The organism is Streptomyces sp. HB132 (assembly GCF_016909575.1).
GTDB lineage: Bacteria > Actinomycetota > Actinomycetes > Streptomycetales > Streptomycetaceae > Streptomyces.
Map to the genome: position 1 here is coordinate 77122 of NZ_JAFBGA010000019.1, position 17927 is coordinate 95048.

Here is a 17927-nt window from a genome sequence, read left to right on the forward strand (position 1 = left end):
GCGGGGCGGGCGGGCGGGGTCAGCCGGCGGTGTTGCCGACGGGCGCCTGTCCGAGGGCGTCGAGCTTCCACCCGTCGGAGGTGCGGGTGAGCTGCCCGAGCATCCGGCTCTCCTTGGCGACGGGCTTGCCCTCGGGGGCGGTCACGGTGACCCGCAGCGCCACCATCACTGCGGCCTTGCCAGCCCGGTCGTCCAGTTCCGTCACCGCTCCGGACAGGATCTCGGCGGTGCTGACGGTCTTGGCCGTCTCGATCTGCTTGACGAACTCGTCCCTTCCGTCGACGAGTTGCTTGTGCAGGGCACCGGTGGTCGAGTCCTCCCAGCTGTCGAGCCCTTGACCGAGCTTCGCGTGGTCGAGCGTGTTCATGTTCTGCACGGCCTGCTCCCCCGCCGCGAGCGCGTCGTCCCGGGCCTGCGCGTAGGCCGCCGAGTCGTCGTTCCCCGCGTCGTAGCGCGCCCAGCCGCCCCAGCCCGCCGCGACCGCCGCCGCGAGGGCCAGCGTGACGGCTGCCGCCGACAGAGGGTTCCTCGTCCGTACCCGTGCCATTGGTGCTCTCCCCTACCTGGAGGTGATGTCGACGATCCGCCAGTGGCCGCCGCGCAGTTCAGCGGTCACGGACAGCTGCGCCGCCGCCGTGGTGGCGGTCTTCCCCTCGCGCTCGTAGACCTGGTCCAGGAAGACGAGGAGGTGGGCGCTGCTGCCGCTGAGGCGGGTGACCCCGGTGCGTACGGCCTGGCTGGTGAGCGTCAGTTTCTGGTCCGCGGCCTGTTTCTCGACCTGGCCGAACAGGGACGCGTACTGCTGGAGCGCCCGTCCCGCGAGCAGGTCCTTCGCCGACTCCTTGGTGGCGGCGGTGGACCGCGGGTTGTACGAGAAGACCTTGCCCAGCGCGCTGCTCACGTCGCCGGCGACCCGGGCGGTCGCGGCCGAGTCGGTCAGTGCGTGGTTGGAGGTGGCGGGCGTGTCGCGCAGTTGCCGGCCCTGGACGAACAGGGTGGCGCCCACGCCCAGCAGGGCGAGCACCAGCAGTGCGGCGACGGGCCGGAGCCACCGCCGGCGTGCGGGGGCGGCCTCCGGATCAGGGTCAGGTACGGGCTCGAGGTCCGGCTGGACCGACGCTGTCTCCGTGCTCACGTTCATGCGCCGCTCCCGACCGGTAGCGCGTCAAGGACCTTGATCTTCCATCCGTCCCCGGTCCGGGCGAGCGTCGCCTCGAAGCGCTTGCGCTCCGTGCCGCCCTTGCCGGTGCGCGGGGTGACCTCGACGTCGACGGTCGCGATGAGCGCCGCCGTGCCGGCCCGGTCGTCGAGCGCGGTGAGCGCGGCGTCGGTGACCTTGCCGCGTGCGGTGGCACCGGACTCGGTGAGCTCGCCCTCGTCCTTCTTCCGGGTGTCCTCCAGCCGGTCGTGCAGCGGTCCGGTGGAGGCGTCGAGCCAGGCCGTGAGGCCGGACTCGACGCTCGCGGCGTTCTTGCCGTCCATGCTGGTCAGCAGGGTGAGGTGCCGCTTGCCGTCGGCGAGCGCCGCGTCGCGGTTCTTCGCGTACCTCAGCGTCTCGTCCCCCCGCGCCTGTGCGTACGACCAGGTGCCGAGCGCGCAGACCAGGACGGCGGCGAGCAGCGCGGCCCAGCCGAGTCCCGTTCTCGTACGGGTGCTCATGAGCCGCCTCCCAGGCCGAGCAGTCCGGCCATTCCCCCGGACCGCGGCGCGGCGGTGCCTCCGGCGGTGCCGGACGCGTCCGGCAGGAGGCCCGAGCCCGGTTTGAACGGCTGGGGTACGGGGCCGCCCTTCGGGGCGTTGGCGCTGCCGCGGACGTTGATGCCGCTGGTGGGCGAGGAGGCGCAGCGGGCCTTGGTGTTGGCCGCAGGGGCCTTGGAGAGGTCGGTGCCGGGGCGGTAGGCGGTGGAGCCGTATCCGGCGGTGCAGGGCAGCGGTTCGAAGAAGGTGACCGACATGCCGAACCTGGCCCCGTCCCCGTCGATGGCACTGGCGCCGGCCGCGGCGACGGCCGGGACCTTGACCAGGAGTTCCTCCATCCCGCGCTGCCGGGTGACGGCGACCTCGGAGGTGGTGAGGAGGTTGGCGACGACCACGCCGAAAGCGGGGTCGAGGTCGCGCAGCAGTCCGCTGATCTGTTCGGTGGCGTCGGGTGCCGCTGCGATGAGCCGGCGCAGGTCGGTGTCGGAACCCTTGAGTTCGGCGGCGAGTTCCTCGGCGCCGGAGGCGAACCCCTTGAGCGCCTCGCCCTGTTCGACCTGGGTGCGCAGCACGATCTTGCCGTCGGCCATCAGCTTGGTGGTGGTCGGCAGGGCGTCGTCGGCGGCCTGGACGAATTCGCTGCTGGTGTCGAGCAGGACCTGGAGGTCGTCGCCGCGCCCGTTGAACGCCGTGCCGAATTCGTCCACGACCGTGCGAAGGGCTTCCGTGTCGACGGAGGCCGTCAGGTCGTTGACGCTCGTGAGGACGTCGGTGACGGGTGCGGGGATGGTGGTGTCGGCCTGGTCGATGACCGAGCCGTTCTCCAGGAAGGGTCCGTCCGAGCGGGTGGGACGCAGGTCGATGTACTGCTCGCCGACCGCGGAGAGGTTGGCGACGACGGCTTGCAGGCTGTCGGGTATTCGCGGCGCGTCGTTCTCGATGCGCAGTTCGGCCTCGACGCCCTCGTCGGTGAGCTCGATCGGGCCGACCCTGCCCACGGACACGCCCCTGTAGCTGACGTTGGAGTGGGTGAACAGGCCCCCGGTCTGTGGGAGTTGGACTTTGACCGTGTAGTAGTCGCGCAGGCCGACGTAGTGGCCGAGGTCGGCGTACCGCACGCCCAGGAAGCCGAGGACGAGTACGGCGATGACGAGGAAGGCGATGTTCTTGAGGCGGATGGCGAGGGTGATCATCAGCGGGTGCCCTCCGTTCCCGGTGTGGTGACCGAGGGGAGCGGCAGAGGCAGTGCTGCCCCCGGCTTCTTCTGGGCCTCTGATGTCGTGGGCGGGGTGAGCGCGGGGATGATCTGGGTGCCGGGCACGGCCGTCAGGTCCAGGTAGACGTTGAGGTAGTCGCCCTTCACTCCGCGGAGCACCTCGTCGGTGAACGGGTAGGTGAGCAGCACCTGGAGGGAGTCCGGAAGGTCGTTGCCGGAGTCGGCCAGTGCGGTCAGTGTGGGTGCGATGGCCTTGAGGTCGGCGATCATGTCGGCCTTGCTCTTGTCGATCGTGTCGACGGCGACGGTGGAGAGCGAGTCGAGCGAGCGCAGCATGGTGAGGAGCGAGCCTCGCTGCTTCTCCAGGACCTTCATGCCTGGGCTGAGCCCGGTGAGGACCGTACCGACGTCCTGTTTGCGGGTGGCGAGGGTGGTGGAGAGCCGGTTGACGCCGTCGAGTGCCTCGGTGATGTCCTCCTTGTGGTCGTCCAGGTCGGTGACGAGCGTGTCGACCCGCTTCAGCATCGATCGGATCTCGGGCTCCTGCCCTGCGAGTGCCTTGTTGAGCTCGGTGGTGATGGTCTTGAGCTGGGCGACCCCGCCTCCGTTGAGCAGCATCGACAGGGCGCCGAAGACCTCTTCGACCTCCGGGTTGCGGTTGGTGCGGGCGAGCGGGATCCGGTCGCCGTTCGCGAGGGCGCCGCGTGCGGTGCCGGTGCTCGGGGGCGAGAGCTGGACGAACTTCTCGCCGAGGAGGCTGGACTGTTCGAGGTGCGCGTAGGCGTTGGCGGGCATCTTGATCTTCCCGTTGACCCGCATGGTGACCTTGGCGGTCCAGCCGCCCGGGGTGAGGGCGATCTTGGTGACCCGGCCCACGGCCACGTCGTTGACCTTGACGGAGGACTGCGGTGCGAGGCTGAGGACGTCCCCGAACTCTGCGGTGATCTCGTACGGGTGGTCGCCGAGGTCGGCGCCGCCGGGCAGCGGCACCTGCTCGATGCCCGAGAACGACGGGAGGCCGACGGTCGTGGCGACGAGGACGAGGCCGACGCCGGCGGCGGCCAGGGCGCCGAGGCCCGTGACGGCTCGCTTGCCGGGTCTGCGCAGGGCGGGGCTCACGGGGTCACCTCCTTCTTCTCGTTCGTCCCGGTCTTCTTCGCCCCGGTCTTCTCCGGGGTGCCGTAGACGGTGCCGATGGCTGGCAGCGGCAGTGCGGGCAGAGCCTTCTGCCGAGCGGTGTCCGCAGGCTTCAACCCGGTGATGCCGGCGGCTGCGGCCCCGGGTCGGGTGAGCGGTCCGCCCATCGACAGCTCGTTGAGGTTGGTGCGCCCGTTGAGGGTTCGGTTGGCGGGGTCGTAGGCGTTCAGGACGTTGCCCGCCGCGAGGGGCAGCGTGTCGAGGGATTCGGCGAGCGAGGCGCGCTGGTCGACCAGGGTCTGGGTGAGCGGCACCAGGAGGTCCACGTTCTCCTTGAGGGCGCCGCGGTTGGTCTTGATGAAGGTCTTGACCTGGCCGAGTGCCTTGCCCAGCTCCTTCAGGGCCGCGCTGAGGTTCTTCTTGTCGTCGGCGAGGAAGCCGGTGACGGAGTTCAACTGCTGCTCGGCGGCCCGGACCTCGCCGTCGTTGTCCTTCAGCACCGTGGTGAAGGTCTGCAGGTAGGACAGCGTGTCGAAGAGGTTCCCGCTGCTCTTGTCGAGCGTCTTCGTCGCTTTGCCGAACTGTTCGATGGAGTCCCCGATGGCCTTGCCGTTGCCGTCGAGATTCTTCGCGCCGGTGTCGAGGAGTGCTGCGAGCGCCCCGTCCTTGTTGGCGCCCTCCGGGCCGAGCGCCGTGGAGAGCTCGGTGATCGACTCGTACAGCTGGTCGACCTCGATGGGGGTGGCGTTGTCCGCGGCGGGGAGTACGGCGTCGTCCTCGAGCCGCGCTCCCCCGGTGTAGGCCGGCGCGAGCTGCACGTACCGGTCGGCGACGAGGCTGGGGGCCACGACCACGGCGTGCGCCTCCTCGGGGACCTTGACGTCCTTGTCGAGCCGCAGGACGACCCTGACCTCCTCGCCCTGTGGATCGACGGACTCGACGGTGCCGACCTTCACACCGAGGATCCGCAGATCGGAACCGGCGTAGACGCCGGTGGCCTGGTCGAAGTAGGCGGTGACGGTGGTCGTCCCCTGGTCGTCCAGCGCCATGACGCCCGAGGTGGCGGCGACCGCCACGACGGCGAGCCCGGCACCGATCCCGATGATGCGTGTGCGTCTCATGTCAGCGCCCTCCCTGCTTCGGTGGCATGCAGTCGCCGTCGGCGGGGGGCGTGCCCTCGGGCAGGTAGCTCTTCGGGACGACACCGCAGACGTAGTTGTCGAACCAGCGGCCGTTGCCGAGGGTGTTGCCGATGAGACGGTTGTAGGAGCCCGCCATGGAGAGCACCTCGTCGAGGCTCTTGCGGTTCTTCACCAGGACCGTGGTGACCCGTCCGAGCGAGTCCAGGGTGGGTTTCAGCTGCTTGTTGTTGTCCGCGACGAGCCCGGTGAGCTGTGTCCCGAGGTTCCGGGTCCCGGTGAGCAGCAGGTGGATCGAGTCGCGGCGTGCCTGGATCTCGCCGAGGAGCAGATTGCCGTCCTCGAGGAGGGTCTCGAAGCTGCTCTTCTTGTTCGCGAGCGTCTTGGTGAGCTGCTTGCTGCCCTTGAGGAGGGTGGCGAGCTGGGCGTCCCGCTCGGACACCGTCCTCGACAGCGCGGACAGCCCGTCGGCGGCGCTGCGCACGTCGGGCGGAGAGTCCTTGAAGGTGTCGGAAATCGTCTCGAAGCTCTCGGCGAGCTGGTCGGTGTCGATCTCGTCGATCGTCTCGCCGAGTCCGTTGAAGGCCTGGGTGACGTCGTAGGGGGAGGTGGTGCGGCTCGTCGTGATGCGGGAGCCGGGGTCCTGCTCGGTGGTGCCCAGCGGGTCGACCGCGAGGTACTTGTCGCCCAGGAGAGTCTTGATGGCGATGCCCACGGTGGAGGAGTCGCCGATCCAGGCGTTCTTGACCTTGAAGTCCACCTTCACCTTGGCGCCGTCGAGCGTGACGCCGGTGACCTCGCCGACCTTGACTCCGGCGATCCGTACCTCGTCGCCCTCGTCGAGACCGGCGGATTCGGTGAAGTCGGCGCTGTAGGTGGTACCGCCGCCGACGAAGGGCAGTGCGTCGGAGCGGTAGGCGGCGAGGCCGAGGAGGGTCAGGACGAGGAGTCCGACGATGCCGACGGCGACGGGGTTGCGTTCCCGCGCGGGCGTGATTCTCATGCCTGGCACCTCGGTTGGCCGATCGTGATGCCGGTGGGCGGCGCGCTGCCGTCCTCGGTCGTCACTCCGCTGACCCTGGCTTCGCAGAGGTAGAGGTTGAGCCATGACCCGTACGAGGTGAGGCGGGTGATCGCCTCCATCTTCGCGGGGGTCTTCTGCAGGAAGCTCTCGATCTCGGGGGCGTTCTTGTCCAGCTGGCCGGTGAGCCGTCCGAGCTGGGCGATGTCGTCCTTCAGCGGCTTGCGTCCGTCCTCGAGGAGGTCCGCGGTGACGGTGGTGAGCGCGCCCATCGCCGCGACGGCCTCACCGAGCGGCTTACGGTCGCCGGAGAAGCCCGTGACGAGCTTCTGCAGGGTGACGACGAGGTCGTTGAAGCCCGCCTCGCGGTCATTGACCGTCTTGAGCACCGTGTTGAGGTTCTTGATCACCTCGCCGATCACCTTGTCCTTGGCCGCGACGGTGCCGGTCAGCGATCCGACGTGGGAGAGAATGCTGTCGACGGTGCCGCCCTCGCCCTGGAGCACCTGGACGATCGAGCCGGCCAGCTGGTTGACGTCCGGCGGCGACAGCCCTTCGAAGAGCGGCTGGAAGCCGTTGAAGAGCTGGGTGAGGTCCAGCGCGGGCGTGGTGCGCGAGAGCGGGATGGTCGATCCCGACCTGAAGCTCTCGCCGACGGGCCCGGCGCCCTGGTCCAGGTCGACGTAGCGCTGGCCGACCATGTTGAGGTACTTGATCGACGCGGTCACCGAGGCGGGCAGCTTGCGGCCCTTGCGGACGGCGAAGCCGACTTCGGCCTCCCGCCGGTCGGCGACCTCGATGGACTCGACCTGGCCGACCTTGACGCCGGCGATCCGGACGCTGTCACCGACGACGAGTCCGGTCGCGTCCGTGAACCGCGCCTTGTACGAGGTGGTCTCACCCACACTCGTGTTGGCGATGGACAGGCCCAGCACGGTGGTGGCCAGGGCCGTCACCACGACGAAGACGATCGATTTGACGAGGGGTCCCGCCAGGGAGCGGCGCTTCACTTGAGCTTCACCTCCGCACCGCGGAAGGCCGGACCGATGAGCACGCTGCTCCAGTCGGGCAGGGACTGCGGCTGGACTTTCAGGGAGGGGGCGACCAGCTCGTTGACGAGCCGGCTCTCCTCCGGCGAGTTGGGTATGCCGAGGGCCGTGTCGGCGGTCTCGGCTGTGTCGGTCTCCCGCACCTCAGCGGCAGGGCTGCTCCCCGTGGAGGAGGCGGTCCGGGCGTCGGCGGTCGGTACGGAGCTGCCGGTGTAGGGCACCGAGTAGCAGTGCGGTCCGCCGGTCGCACCGTAGGAGGGGGTGTCCCTGCCGGCCACGTACTTGCCCTTGGACTCCACGGCCTTGACGGTGACGTGGAGGCCCGGCTTGTCCGTGCCCTTGCCGAGCGCCTTGTCCATGGCGGGGACGAAGCCCGCCATGGTGCGCAGGGTGCAGGGGAAGGCGTCCGAGTACTCGGCGAGGAGTTCCAGCGTCGGCCGGCCCGAGGCGGAGAGGTGGATGAGGTTGTCCTTGTTCTTGCGCAGGAAGGAGGTGACGTCCTGGGCCGAGGCGGTGGTGGAGCCGTACAGGTCGGCGAGTTCCGCCTGCTGTTCGGCGATGGTGCCGCTGGTGGTGGTGAAGTCGGTGAGCGCGTCCAGGACGTCCGGCGCGGCGTCCGCGTAGAGGTGACTGACCTTGACGAGTTCCTTGATGTCCTCGTTGAGGGTGGGGAGTTGCGGGTTGAACTCCTTGAGGTGGGCATCGAGGGCGACCAGCGTCTCGCCGAGCTTGTCGCCGCGCCCTTCGAGCGCCTGGGAGACGGCGTTGAGGGTGGCGGCGAGCTTCTCGGGCTTGACTGCGGTCAGCATCGGCAGGACGTTGTCGAGGACTTCCTCCAGCTCGATGGCGTTGGAGGAGCGGTCCTGCGGGATCACCGCACCGGCCCGGAGGGCCTGCGTGGACGGGATGGACGGGGGTACGAGGGCGACGAACCGCTCACCGAAGAGGGTGGTCGGCAGCATCTGGGCGGTGACGTCGGCGGGGATCTCGCCGAGCTTGTCGGGCTGGATGGCGAGGGTCAGACGCGCCCCGTCCCCCGCCGCCCGGATGTCGCGCACCTCTCCGATCACGACGCCGCGCAGTTTGACCTCGGCGTTGTCGTGCATCTCGTTGCCGACGCTTGCGGTGTGCACCGTCACGGTGGCGTCGTCCCTGAAGTCCTTCTCGTACACGGAGACCGACAGCCGTACGAGCACGGCGGGAACGAGCACGAAGGCCACCCCCGCGGCTCTGCGGCGGGCTGTCTGCGCCTTGGTCGTATGCATCAGCCGGCCACCTTCACCGTTGTCGTCGCGCCCCAGATGGCGAGTGACAGGAAGAAGTCGGTGACGCTGATCAGCACGATGGCGTTGCGCACCGACCGGCCCACGGCCACACCCACGCCGGCGGGACCGCCGGTGGCGTGGAAGCCGTAGTAGCAGTGCGCGAGGATCACCAGCACGCTGAAGATCAGCACCTTGAGCACCGACAGCAGCACGTCGTCCGGGGAGAGGAAGAGATTGAAGTAATGGTCGTAGGTGCCCGCAGACTGCCCGTTGAACAGGACGGTGATGTAGCGGGACGCCAGGTAGGAGGAGAGCAGCCCGATGGCGTACAGCGGGATGATGGCGACGACGCCAGCGATGATGCGCGTGGTGACCAGGTAGGGCATGGACCGTATGCCCATGGCCTCGAGGGCGTCGACCTCCTCGTTGATCCGCATCGCGCCGAGCTGGGCGGTGAAGCCCGCTCCGACGGTGGCGGAGAGGGCGAGGCCGGCGACGAGTGGGGCGATCTCGCGCGTGTTGAAGTAGGCGGAGATGAAGCCGGTGAAGGCGGAGGTGCCGATCTGGTCGAGGGCGGCGTACCCCTGGAGGCCGACGACCGAACCGGTGGCCAGCGTCATCGCGATCATCACGCCGATGGTTCCGCCGATGACACCGAGGCCGCCGCTGCCGAAGGCCACCTCGGCGAGCAGCCGCTGCACCTCCTTGAGGTAGCGGCGCAGGGTGCGCGGGATCCAGAACAGGGCACGTACGTAGAAGGTGAGCTGCTCACCCGAGCGGTCGAGCCAGCCGAGCATCGACATCGCTCAGCCCCCCTTCGGGGGGACGATCTGGAGGTAGATCGCCGTGAGGACCATGTTGACGGCGAACAGGAGCATGAAGGTGATGACGACGGACTGGTTGACCGCGTCGCCCACACCCTTCGGACCGCCGCGCGGGTTGAGTCCCCGGTAGGCGGCGACGATGCCGGCGATGAACCCGAAGATGAGCGCCTTGAGTTCGCCGACGTAGAGGTCGGGGAGCTGGGCGAGGGCGGAGAAGCTGGCAAAGTAAGCGCCCGGGGTGCCGCCCTGCATGATGACGTTGAAGAAGTAGCCGCCGAGCGTGCCGACCACGGAGACGAGGCCGTTGAGCAGCACGGCGACGAGCATGGTGGCCAGGACGCGCGGGACGACGAGGCGCTGGACGGGCGAGACGCCCATGACCTCCATGGCGTCGAGCTCCTCGCGGATCTTCCGCGAGCCGAGGTCGGCGCAGATGGCGGACCCTGCGGCCCCGGCGATCAGCAGCGCCACGATGAGCGGGCTGGCCTGCTGGATGACCGCGAGGACGCTGGCGCCGCCGGTGAAGGACTGGGCACCGAGCTGCTCGGTGAGCGAGCCGACCTGGAGGGCGATGACCGCGCCGAAGGGGATGGAGACCAGGGCCGCCGGCAGGATGGTGACGCTGGCGACGAACCAGAACTGCTCGATGAACTCCCGTACCTGGAACGGGCGGCGGAAGATGGCCCGGCCGACGGCCAGGGCGAGCGCGAACAGCTGGCCGGTCTGGCGCAGGGGAGCGAGGAGCCGCGAGGGCGGCCTCTGCTGAGGCGGCTCCTGCCCCGCCTCCGCGGCGGCCGGCTCGGGTGGGCGTACGGGCAGGGGTGCCGTCATCGACGCCCACCGTCCAAGGTCGGCGTGTAGCTGTTCATGATGGCGGTGCGGGCGGCCTCCGGCAGCCGGCCCATCATGGAGATGACCCGCTCCCGGCGGCGCAGGGCCGCCTGCCGTACGGGCATTCCCGGGGAGGGCTCCAGCTGCGGTACGACGGTGCGCGGGGCGGGGCGGCCCCAGGCTTCGCCGTTCGTCTGTTCCGCGGCGAGGGTGGCGGCGTCCTTCTCCTCCGACATCCCGATGGGGCCCTCGCGGCGTCCGGCGAGGAACTGGGAGACCACGGGCATGTCGCTGGTGAGCAGCACCTCACGGGGGCCGAAGGTGACGAGGTTGCGGCAGAACAGCATGCCCATGTTGTCGGGGACGGTGGCCGCGATGTCGAGGTTGTGGGTGACGATGAGCATCGTCGCGTCGATCTGAGCGTTGAGATCGATGAGGAGCTGCGAGAGGTAGGCGGTGCGCACCGGGTCGAGTCCCGAGTCCGGCTCGTCGCAGAGGATGATCTGCGGGTCCAGGACGAGTGCGCGGGCCAGGCCGGCCCTCTTTCGCATACCGCCGGATATCTCACCTGGCAGTTTTCCCTCGGCGCCGAGCAGACCGACGATGTCGATCCGCTCCATGACGATGCGCCGGATCTCGGACTCCTTCTTGCGGGTGTGCTCACGCAAGGGGAAGGCGATGTTGTCGAAGAGCGACATCGAGCCGAAGAGTGCGCCGTCCTGGAACATGAGCCCGAACAGCTTCCGGGTCTCCATGATTTCCCGCTCGGGGCTGTTCACCATGTCGACACCGTTGATGAGGACCCGGCCCTTTTCCGGCTTCAGCAGTCCGATGATGGATTTCAGGAACACGGTCTTACCGGTGCCGGAAGGACCGAGCATGACACTTACCTCACCGGCCGGCAGGGTGAGGCTGACGTCCTGCCAGATGTTCTGCTTGCCGAAGGATTTCGTCAGGCCTTCGACGACTACTTCGATTCCCATCGGCCCTCCCTCGAAGTGGTGGTGAACGACGTCATCTGTCTGCGCTCCGGCTCCGGTCCATGCAACGACGGGTTGTCACACATGCACCAGGGGGCGCACGTTATGTCCGTCGAATCCGCCAGGACAAGCCGTTGAGCAGCGGGAATCGCCGGACGTCGATCTTGGCGTGGATCACTTGTCACCGAATGACAAACCCGCCGAGCGGGATTGTCGGAATCTGCGCAAGCTCTCCAGGTGCACCGGGATCCCGCACCCCAGGGGGATGGGACCACGAGACCCCGATGGCTGGGAGACCCAGCCCCGTTCGGGCCGGCGGAACCCCCGGAGGAATCCCGGGTCAAGAGGGCGCGACCAGGACTCCGCGTGCGTCGAACAAGCAGGTACGGACACGTTTCCGGGCTGCTCGGATGCGACGTTACGGGCCAGTAACCTGAGTCCGCAATAGCGATTCAACAATTTTCTCCTGGGCAATCGCGCGGCACTGTTTTCTTGTTCCGCAGTGAGTAATCGGGGCGCCAAACCTGTCGAAAAGTGAGGCCCGCGGAGCGGGGCGACGGGTTTCGTGAGCCGCTCCGGAACACGCGGAAACCCACCCCGACCAGGGTGCATCCGGTCGGGGCGGGCTCATGTGCTGTCATGGGCGGGCGCACGAAGTGACAAGAATCAGGACGCGACCCCCCGTAGCGCTTTCCGGGCTACTTCACCGCGGAGTGCCAGTTCCCGGCCAGCTCCTTGCCCGCGTTGGGCACCGACAGGCCCGGAGCCGTGAGACCTATCGTGGAGGTCTTGGCGTCGTTGAGGACGAGGTTGCTGGTCCCTGCCGTCGCCGGCAGTCCGACCTTGAGGTCGATCGCCCAGCTGAGGATGCCGCCGAGACCGCAGCCGTTGGCCTTCGGCACCGAGAACTGGTTGTCGCCCTGGCCGGCGCCGGACAGCCCGAACTGGATCAGTGAGCCCTCGTCGTTCGCGGCGCCGTCACCGTTGAACCGGGAGACGGCCAGCGACGGCATGCTCAGGTTGCCGGGGTGCAGGACCACGGGGTTGCTGTTGCTGCCGATGTAGCACTTGGAACCGAGCAGCGGGTTGTCCAGCCGGATCTTGATCGGCAGGGTGACGATCGACCCGGAGGATATGCCCGAGACCAGGCTGAAGTCGGTCGGCGCGCCGGCCGATTCGACGGTGGCGGTCACCTTGTTGATGGTCCCGTTGGTGATCTGGTCACACACGGCGGAGACGACGGGCACCTTGCTCGGGCACATGAGGCCCAGCAGGCCGCCCGGAATCGTGGTCTTGCCGCTGATGAGGGATCCCTCCGGCGGCGGAACGACCGTGTAGGTCCCCTCGGCCGGGTGCTGCAGGACACCGAACTGCAGGTTCGTCGAGCCGGTCGTCGCCTCGGTCTTGCCCAGTTTGATCGACCCGTTGGGCGAGGTGGACGTCACGCACAGCGGGACGTCGGTGTCACCGTCCGCGGCGAGCATGGCGGGGGCGTCCACCGGGCAGCGGTCGAACGGGGCCCATCCGCCGTTGAGCTGAGTGGCGGCGGTGGTGGCGGCACCGGCCGGTGACGCGGTCAGCGGCATGACCAGCGCGGCGGACGCGGTGACGGCGCCGGCGGCCTTGATCCAGGTCTTCGAGGCAGATCTCATTGTTCCCTCAATTCGGCAGAAGGGTCAGGGAGTTGCTGTACTCGGTGCGATGGTCGGTGCGGCTTCGGGGGATCAGCGGGTGGCCTTGGGGATGTCGACCGGCTCGTACTCGTCCGTGCAGACGGGCGGGTCACCCGCCGGGTTGGCCGGGTCGGGTGGTACGTGCTGCGCGGCGGCGCAGGGCGCCCCCTGCACCTGTTTGACGTAATTGGGCACACCGGACAATGACGCGGTGAAGATGTGGTCGAGGTCCTCTTCGGCACCGCAGCCACTGAACGGGGGGAGGGTGACCGACCCGATCAGTTCACCACCGGTCGCCAGGGTGTAGCCCACCGTGACACCACCGGTCGACGTCATCGAACCCTTCAAGGACAGGGTGAACGGTTTGGAGGTGCGGCAGTTGTCACCGACGTCCAGAGGCACACCGTTCACCTTGACGTCACGGAGCCTGAGCATGAGATCGAGATCGATGACCGTCTCACCTGAGAACGAGTAGTCGGAGTAATCGACCACCAGGTGTGACTTGACGTTGTAGTCCGGGGTTCCGTCAGCGCCCGCCCCGGGGGGAATCTGCGTCATCTCCAGGGTTGCCGTGGTCGGCATGAAACCGAACGTCAGGAACGTACCCGAAGCTGGCGGTAGCTGAGGCTTTCCCTTGTAGTCGAGTACGACAGTCGAGTCCTGGTAGATGTGCATGCCTGGATCGCCGGGAACCGGCAGGGTCGGCCCCTGCAGGATCTTCGAGCAGGCCACAGGGAACTTGGTTGCGCCGTCGAGCTTCGTCACGTTGGCGTAGCCGGCCACATAGGCGACCAGACCAAGGTCTTCGTTCGGGTCGCCGACGCACGGAGGCGCATCGGCTGCGGGGGACGGCTTGGCCTTCGCTCCGACCTCGGGCACGCCCACCGCGCCCGACGTTTCCTCCTCATCCGGCCAGGCTTCGGACGGTGCCGGTTCCAGCGCGTCCTCGCCACTGACGTCCACTATCGCCAGAACCCTCCTCTCGCCCGCGTCCGGCGTACAACTCAAGGAGACGTTCGGCTGCTCGGCGGGAGCTCCGTCGGCGGACTTCATGGTGAGTTCCACGGAGAGCGCGGATGCCTCGAGCATCAGGTCTCCCGAGGACCCGGGCTTCATGTAAGGGACGCTCCCGGCGGCACTCAGTGCGAGGTCGCCCTCGGAGGGAATCACTACGGGCTCAGCCGTCGTCCCGATCCACTCGGCCTGGGCCTGCTGACCGCCCTGGGACACATCGACGGAGAGCCGTGCCTCGGCACTCACGGTCGACGCGGCGGAGTCGGCCGGGCCGACGAGCTCACCCTCGGGCAGGGTGAGGCCCAGGGTCATGCCCTCGGGTTGGATCACCTGCCCTGCCTGAGCCGACTCGGGAACCTTCGCAGTGACCTTGACCTTCACCGACTGCTCGCCCTTGGGAAGGTCGCAGCTGTAGGACAGCTCCGTGTCGATGTCCTGCACACCGGACGCCGCCTGCGCACCGGGGACCATGCTTCCCAGCAGCACCGCGGTGGCCACTGCGGCGCCACGTGCCGTGCGCCGCCGTGTTCCCGTCATACGACTGCCTCTCACTGACGATGTCCCCTTTCGGACGGACCGGACGTGCATCGCGTGGCGACCGGACTCACCACGGGCTCCCTGCTCACTCAGGACTGGCGTACGACCGGTTCAGGGCGTGTACACGATGCTCGGCTTGGTGGTGCCACCGCTCGGCGTGGTCACCGAATAGAGCGCTTCATAAGCCCAGTTGTCGCCCACCGCCGTGAGACCGGCGCAGCCCGCAGAAGCTGTCCCTACCGTGAGTTCGTAGGTGCTGTCGTTGTTGACCTTCAGCTCGCCGGTGGAGTTGGTGTAGGTGGTGGCGAGTCGGCCCGACACCGTCATGGAACAGGTGAGCATCCTGAACGTGAGCTTCACGCCGGAGATGTATCCCCTGGTGACACCGGTGGTGTAGCTGTTCGCCATCAACTTCCATGGGGTGGACGTGTCGGCGAAAGGCCCCACAGGACCGAACGGGCTGGAGCAACCACTCCAGGTCAGCGGGGCGATGGCGCCGACCTGCACATTCGTGGTGCCGGAGGCGGACGTCAGGTTGCCACGCATCGCCGATGACGGACACGTCATCGGAATGAGGGCGTTCGTGCCCCATCCGAACACGACAAGCCCGGAGGCGGCGGAGAACGTCTCCGGCGAGTTGGGGCCGACCGTCCACGCCGGCGCCGCGACACCCGCCGTGGCAGCGGGTGTCGCGAAGGCGACCGAGGCGACGGCGGCACCGGCCGCCATCGCGAGCTTTCTGAAGGACCTGCGCACAGTTGACTTCTCCGGTCTCGACAACGGTCGTGCGGGCACGGGCTGTCAGGCATTAGGAACGTTTCTGCCGAACAGTCGCCTCGGCGACGGCGTCCGCTTCCGGACGTGAGGCGCGGGGATCGCACGGCGGGCCGGCCCGCCGTGCGATCCGTCGTTCACCCGTTACCGGCGCAGGGCCGGATCAGGGGGTGTAGACGATGGTCGGCTTGGTGGTCGTACCGCTCTTGACCACGTTGTACGTGGCGGTGTAGAGCGGGTTCTGACCCACGGCCGCGATGCCGGCGCAACCCGCGGAGGCGGTCGCGACGGTCAGCTTGTAGGTGGACGCCGCGGTGCTGGCGGCCTTCAGCTGGCCGGTGCTGTTGTTGTAGGTGGCGGGAACGTCACCCGTCACCGTGAAGGTGCAGGTGAGAACCTTCAAGGTGGCGTTCACCTTGGAGATGTACCCGGTGGTGACGCCGGAGGCGTAGGTGTTCGCCACGATGCCCCACGGTGTGGTGGTGTTGGCGGTCGGCGTCACGGGGCCGAACGGGCTGGTGCACCCGCTCCAGGTCAGCGGGGCGATGGTGCCGACCGTCACGCCGGTGGTGCCGGAAGCGGTCTTCAGAGCGGCCGTGGCCGCCGACGTCGTGCATGTCAGCGGGATGCCGTTGAGGCTGAGCGTGACGGTGCCGGTGGAGGCGGCCGAGGCCGTCAGCGGCGAGCTGGGGCCGACGGTCCAGGTGGGAGCGGCGACGCCGGCGGTGGCGGTGGTGGCTCCGAGGGTGACGGCAGCGGCGGCAGCACCGGCTGCCACTGCGATCTTCTTGAAGGAGTTGCGCACAGTGATTTCCTCCGATTCGACAGTGCGGGAGCACTGTTGCGGGGACAGCACCCGGGATCCTGCAAAGGCGCAGGGAGTGCCGCGGTGAATCGCCTTACGTGGGGGCCGTGCTGCTCTTTCAGCCACACATGCTCTGTGACAGGGCGTGACGTTACTGGCGGGAAACTTGGAACACAATCCTGTCGGTCAAGATTGGTTCGGCAAGTTTTTTTCCTCGTCACCAGGTCACTAATTCACGCCGTGCGCTTGTCACTTGATGCGCAATATTCCGCGGAAACAGCACGACGTTTCCGGGGGCCCGGCTCGCCACCCGGCTCGTCTCCGGCGCCCGGGCGGGGGCAAGCCGTGCCGACCCGGGACACGACGAACACCCCGGGGCGGCCGGACGGTGCGACTGCCGGGCCGTCACACCGGCCCCGTCGACGCAGCCCACGGCCGAAAACATTGTCCGGAAGTGAGCATTTCCCGCCCCACCTGCACAGGAGCACCATCACCGGGGCACATTGCGTGCCCCATACACTCCGATCTTGTCCAGACAGTGTGCACCCCGCCCCACTTGGTCTATCTTCGGCGCCGATGTTGGGATACACCTGTCGGTCCGTGGGAGCGCTTTCCCCCACCTGCTTGACGACGCCGGGCCCAGGAAAGCAAGGGGACGTTCATGCCGAGACTCATCCAGCCGCTGGACACCGGAGACCCACTGGGGCCTCTCCCCCAGGAGTTCGCCGCAATCATGCGGCCCGAACTGCCGAGCCTGATCAAAGAGATAGGCATGGAAATAACCCGCGCCTATCCGGAATACGCGCGTCTGCTCAATGGCCCCAATGGCGCGGCCATCCGCCTGGGTGTCGAACAGAGCCTTTCCTCCTTCGTCGACCTCGTCGCCGAGCCCTCCACGCCCACGGTCCTGCGTGACGACATGTGCCGGAGATTCGGCAGGTTCGAGGCGTACGGGGGCCGCACCATGGACGCGCTCCAGGGCGCGTACCGCCTGGGGGCGCGCGTGGCACTGCGGCGAGCGAAGAAGGTGGGCCGGAGCTACAACTTCTCGCCCGCGCTGATGCTCAGCTTCGCCGACGCGCTGTTCGAGTACGTGGACGAGCTCGAGTCGCTGTCACGCGAGGGCTTCATGGAAGTGCAGGCACAGTCCGACCAGCAGGGCGAGACGGTACGCCGCCGCCTGCTGCATCTGATCCTCGCGGGCCGGCCGGTACCCCGCAGTGCCATCGCAGAGCTGTGCGAGCGGACGGGATGGGCGCTGCCCGAGGAGGTCACGCTCGTCGCGGTGCGCGCCCCGGCCGGCCTCGACCGGATCAGCGCGGACCACGACGTCCTGATCGATCCCGGCGACCCTCAGCCACATCTGCTGGTCCCCGGGCCGATGAACGACGCGCGGAGGGAGATGCTCGACCGTACCGTCCCCGGTGGTGGTGCGGCGATCGGTCTGACCGTGCCGACCACGCTCGCCGCCGACTCGATCCGCTGGGCCCGCCGCGTTCTCGAGCTGGTCGACGCCGGGATCATCGATGACGCGCCGGTCATCCTCTGCGAGGACCACCTCATCACGCTCTGGCTCCTCTCGGACCCCGCCCTCCTCGACCAGCTCGCCGAGCGCGAGCTCGCCGCCGTCGCCGGCATCAGCCCCACCCGGCGTGAACGGCTGATCGAGACGCTGCGGATCTGGCTCGACACCCGTGGAACCGCGGCACAGATGGGCGAGTTACTGGATGTGCACCCCCAGACGGTCCGCTACCGGATGCGCAGCCTGGAGGCCATCTTCGGCGAGCAGCTCACCGATCCCGAGAGCCGCTTCTCGACCGAAGCCGTCCTGCGTGCCACGCAGTTACGGGCCCGCAGCGACCAGTCGCTCAACTGATGCATCATCACATTCGCGGCGAGCAGTCAACTTACCGCCAGGTAAGGCGAAATAGACGGTCAGTCCCAGACGGTTGCGACACGGAGAC

General features: G+C 68.2%; 18 protein-coding genes. 2 read left to right on the top strand and 16 right to left on the bottom strand.

Translation table 11 applies throughout. From position 1 onward, the window contains the following. Nucleotides 1-19: 19 nt before the first annotated feature. The 15 genes from JOC24_RS29435 to JOC24_RS33570 all read right to left on the bottom strand — a co-directional run bounded on the left by JOC24_RS29435 (nucleotide 20) and on the right by JOC24_RS33570 (nucleotide 14792). On the bottom strand, nucleotides 20-547 hold the full coding sequence (locus JOC24_RS29435) for a hypothetical protein (RefSeq protein ID WP_205023457.1): 528 nt from the start codon (nucleotides 545-547) through the stop codon (nucleotides 20-22). Nucleotides 548-559: 12 nt separating this feature from the next. Then, nucleotides 560-1141 (bottom strand): hypothetical protein, encoded by a 582-nt coding sequence (locus tag JOC24_RS29440; protein WP_205023458.1) that lies wholly within the window; start codon nucleotides 1139-1141, stop codon nucleotides 560-562. Next, nucleotides 1138-1659, bottom strand: coding sequence for a hypothetical protein (locus JOC24_RS29445; protein WP_205023459.1), 522 nt, complete (start codon nucleotides 1657-1659; stop codon nucleotides 1138-1140). Before JOC24_RS29445 ends, JOC24_RS29440 begins: the two co-directional genes overlap by 4 nt. Further along, complete coding sequence (locus tag JOC24_RS29450) at nucleotides 1656-2891, bottom strand: MCE family protein (protein ID WP_205023460.1); 1236 nt, start codon at nucleotides 2889-2891, stop codon at nucleotides 1656-1658. The genes JOC24_RS29445 and JOC24_RS29450 overlap by 4 nt, the downstream gene beginning before the upstream one ends. After that, the gene (locus tag JOC24_RS29455) at nucleotides 2891-4033 is read right to left on the bottom strand and encodes an MCE family protein (RefSeq protein WP_205023461.1); all 1143 of its coding nucleotides are present in this window, start codon (nucleotides 4031-4033) and stop codon (nucleotides 2891-2893) included. The genes JOC24_RS29450 and JOC24_RS29455 overlap by 1 nt, the downstream gene beginning before the upstream one ends. Then, the gene (locus tag JOC24_RS29460; protein WP_205023462.1) at nucleotides 4030-5172 is read right to left on the bottom strand and encodes an MCE family protein; all 1143 of its coding nucleotides are present in this window, start codon (nucleotides 5170-5172) and stop codon (nucleotides 4030-4032) included. The genes JOC24_RS29455 and JOC24_RS29460 overlap by 4 nt, the downstream gene beginning before the upstream one ends. A 1-nt stretch (nucleotide 5173) precedes the next feature. Then, nucleotides 5174-6193, bottom strand: a complete 1020-nt coding sequence (locus tag JOC24_RS29465; RefSeq protein WP_205023463.1) for an MCE family protein — start codon at nucleotides 6191-6193, stop codon at nucleotides 5174-5176. Next, nucleotides 6190-7221, bottom strand: a complete 1032-nt coding sequence (locus JOC24_RS29470) for an MCE family protein (protein ID WP_205023464.1) — start codon at nucleotides 7219-7221, stop codon at nucleotides 6190-6192. The genes JOC24_RS29465 and JOC24_RS29470 overlap by 4 nt, the downstream gene beginning before the upstream one ends. Further along, entirely contained in the window at nucleotides 7218-8525 is a 1308-nt protein-coding gene (locus JOC24_RS29475; RefSeq protein WP_205023465.1) for an MCE family protein, read from the bottom strand. The genes JOC24_RS29470 and JOC24_RS29475 overlap by 4 nt, the downstream gene beginning before the upstream one ends. Further along, entirely contained in the window at nucleotides 8525-9328 is an 804-nt protein-coding gene (locus tag JOC24_RS29480; RefSeq protein ID WP_205023466.1) for an MlaE family ABC transporter permease, read from the bottom strand. The genes JOC24_RS29475 and JOC24_RS29480 overlap by 1 nt, the downstream gene beginning before the upstream one ends. Nucleotides 9329-9331: 3 nt before the next feature. Beyond that, nucleotides 9332-10180: an MlaE family ABC transporter permease gene (locus tag JOC24_RS29485; RefSeq protein WP_205023467.1), complete on the bottom strand. Its 849-nt coding sequence runs from the start codon at nucleotides 10178-10180 to the stop codon at nucleotides 9332-9334. Continuing rightward, nucleotides 10177-11163 (bottom strand): ABC transporter ATP-binding protein, encoded by a 987-nt coding sequence (locus JOC24_RS29490; protein ID WP_205023468.1) that lies wholly within the window; start codon nucleotides 11161-11163, stop codon nucleotides 10177-10179. Before JOC24_RS29490 ends, JOC24_RS29485 begins: the two co-directional genes overlap by 4 nt. A gap of 695 nt (nucleotides 11164-11858) precedes the next feature. Next, nucleotides 11859-12812, bottom strand: a complete 954-nt coding sequence (locus tag JOC24_RS29495) for a hypothetical protein (RefSeq protein WP_205023469.1) — start codon at nucleotides 12810-12812, stop codon at nucleotides 11859-11861. 72 nt (nucleotides 12813-12884) lie between these two features. Continuing rightward, entirely contained in the window at nucleotides 12885-14384 is a 1500-nt protein-coding gene (locus JOC24_RS29500) for a DUF6801 domain-containing protein (RefSeq protein ID WP_239581152.1), read from the bottom strand. A 111-nt stretch (nucleotides 14385-14495) separates the two neighbouring features. After that, the gene (locus JOC24_RS33570) at nucleotides 14496-14792 is read right to left on the bottom strand and encodes a hypothetical protein (protein ID WP_239581153.1); all 297 of its coding nucleotides are present in this window, start codon (nucleotides 14790-14792) and stop codon (nucleotides 14496-14498) included. A 13-nt stretch (nucleotides 14793-14805) separates the two neighbouring features. Between JOC24_RS33570 and JOC24_RS33575 the strand changes: the two genes are divergently transcribed. Beyond that, nucleotides 14806-15249 (top strand): hypothetical protein, encoded by a 444-nt coding sequence (locus JOC24_RS33575; protein ID WP_239581154.1) that lies wholly within the window; start codon nucleotides 14806-14808, stop codon nucleotides 15247-15249. Nucleotides 15250-15321: 72 nt separating this feature from the next. Here JOC24_RS33575 and JOC24_RS29510 read toward each other — a convergent pair whose 3' ends face one another. After that, nucleotides 15322-15963 carry a hypothetical protein gene (locus tag JOC24_RS29510; protein ID WP_205023472.1) on the bottom strand — a complete coding sequence of 214 codons (642 nt, stop codon included), beginning with the start codon at nucleotides 15961-15963 and terminating at the stop codon, nucleotides 15322-15324. Nucleotides 15964-16624: 661 nt separating this feature from the next. Between JOC24_RS29510 and JOC24_RS29515 the strand changes: the two genes are divergently transcribed. Further along, nucleotides 16625-17839 (top strand): helix-turn-helix domain-containing protein, encoded by a 1215-nt coding sequence (locus tag JOC24_RS29515; protein ID WP_205023473.1) that lies wholly within the window; start codon nucleotides 16625-16627, stop codon nucleotides 17837-17839. The last annotated feature ends 88 nt before the right edge of the window (nucleotides 17840-17927 follow it).

What these genes read in the sequence shown, in the direction of transcription:
- JOC24_RS29465 (WP_205023463.1), bottom strand. Translation starts at nt 6,193, where the DNA reads ATGAGAATCACGCCCGCGCGGGAACGCAACCCCGTCGCCGTCGGCATC.
- JOC24_RS29515 (WP_205023473.1), top strand. Translation starts at nt 16,625, where the DNA reads ATGCCGAGACTCATCCAGCCGCTGGACACCGGAGACCCACTGGGGCCT.
- JOC24_RS29495 (WP_205023469.1), bottom strand. Translation starts at nt 12,812, where the DNA reads ATGAGATCTGCCTCGAAGACCTGGATCAAGGCCGCCGGCGCCGTCACC.
- JOC24_RS29435 (WP_205023457.1), bottom strand. Translation starts at nt 547, where the DNA reads ATGGCACGGGTACGGACGAGGAACCCTCTGTCGGCGGCAGCCGTCACG.
- JOC24_RS29445 (WP_205023459.1), bottom strand. Translation starts at nt 1,659, where the DNA reads ATGAGCACCCGTACGAGAACGGGACTCGGCTGGGCCGCGCTGCTCGCC.
- JOC24_RS29490 (WP_205023468.1), bottom strand. Translation starts at nt 11,163, where the DNA reads ATGGGAATCGAAGTAGTCGTCGAAGGCCTGACGAAATCCTTCGGCAAG.
- JOC24_RS29440 (WP_205023458.1), bottom strand. Translation starts at nt 1,141, where the DNA reads ATGAACGTGAGCACGGAGACAGCGTCGGTCCAGCCGGACCTCGAGCCC.
- JOC24_RS33570 (WP_239581153.1), bottom strand. Translation starts at nt 14,792, where the DNA reads ATGGCGAACAGCTACACCACCGGTGTCACCAGGGGATACATCTCCGGC.
- JOC24_RS29485 (WP_205023467.1), bottom strand. Translation starts at nt 10,180, where the DNA reads ATGACGGCACCCCTGCCCGTACGCCCACCCGAGCCGGCCGCCGCGGAG.
- JOC24_RS29460 (WP_205023462.1), bottom strand. Translation starts at nt 5,172, where the DNA reads ATGAGACGCACACGCATCATCGGGATCGGTGCCGGGCTCGCCGTCGTG.
- JOC24_RS29450 (WP_205023460.1), bottom strand. Translation starts at nt 2,891, where the DNA reads ATGATCACCCTCGCCATCCGCCTCAAGAACATCGCCTTCCTCGTCATC.
- JOC24_RS29480 (WP_205023466.1), bottom strand. Translation starts at nt 9,328, where the DNA reads ATGTCGATGCTCGGCTGGCTCGACCGCTCGGGTGAGCAGCTCACCTTC.
- JOC24_RS29475 (WP_205023465.1), bottom strand. Translation starts at nt 8,525, where the DNA reads ATGCATACGACCAAGGCGCAGACAGCCCGCCGCAGAGCCGCGGGGGTG.
- JOC24_RS29500 (WP_239581152.1), bottom strand. Translation starts at nt 14,384, where the DNA reads ATGACGGGAACACGGCGGCGCACGGCACGTGGCGCCGCAGTGGCCACC.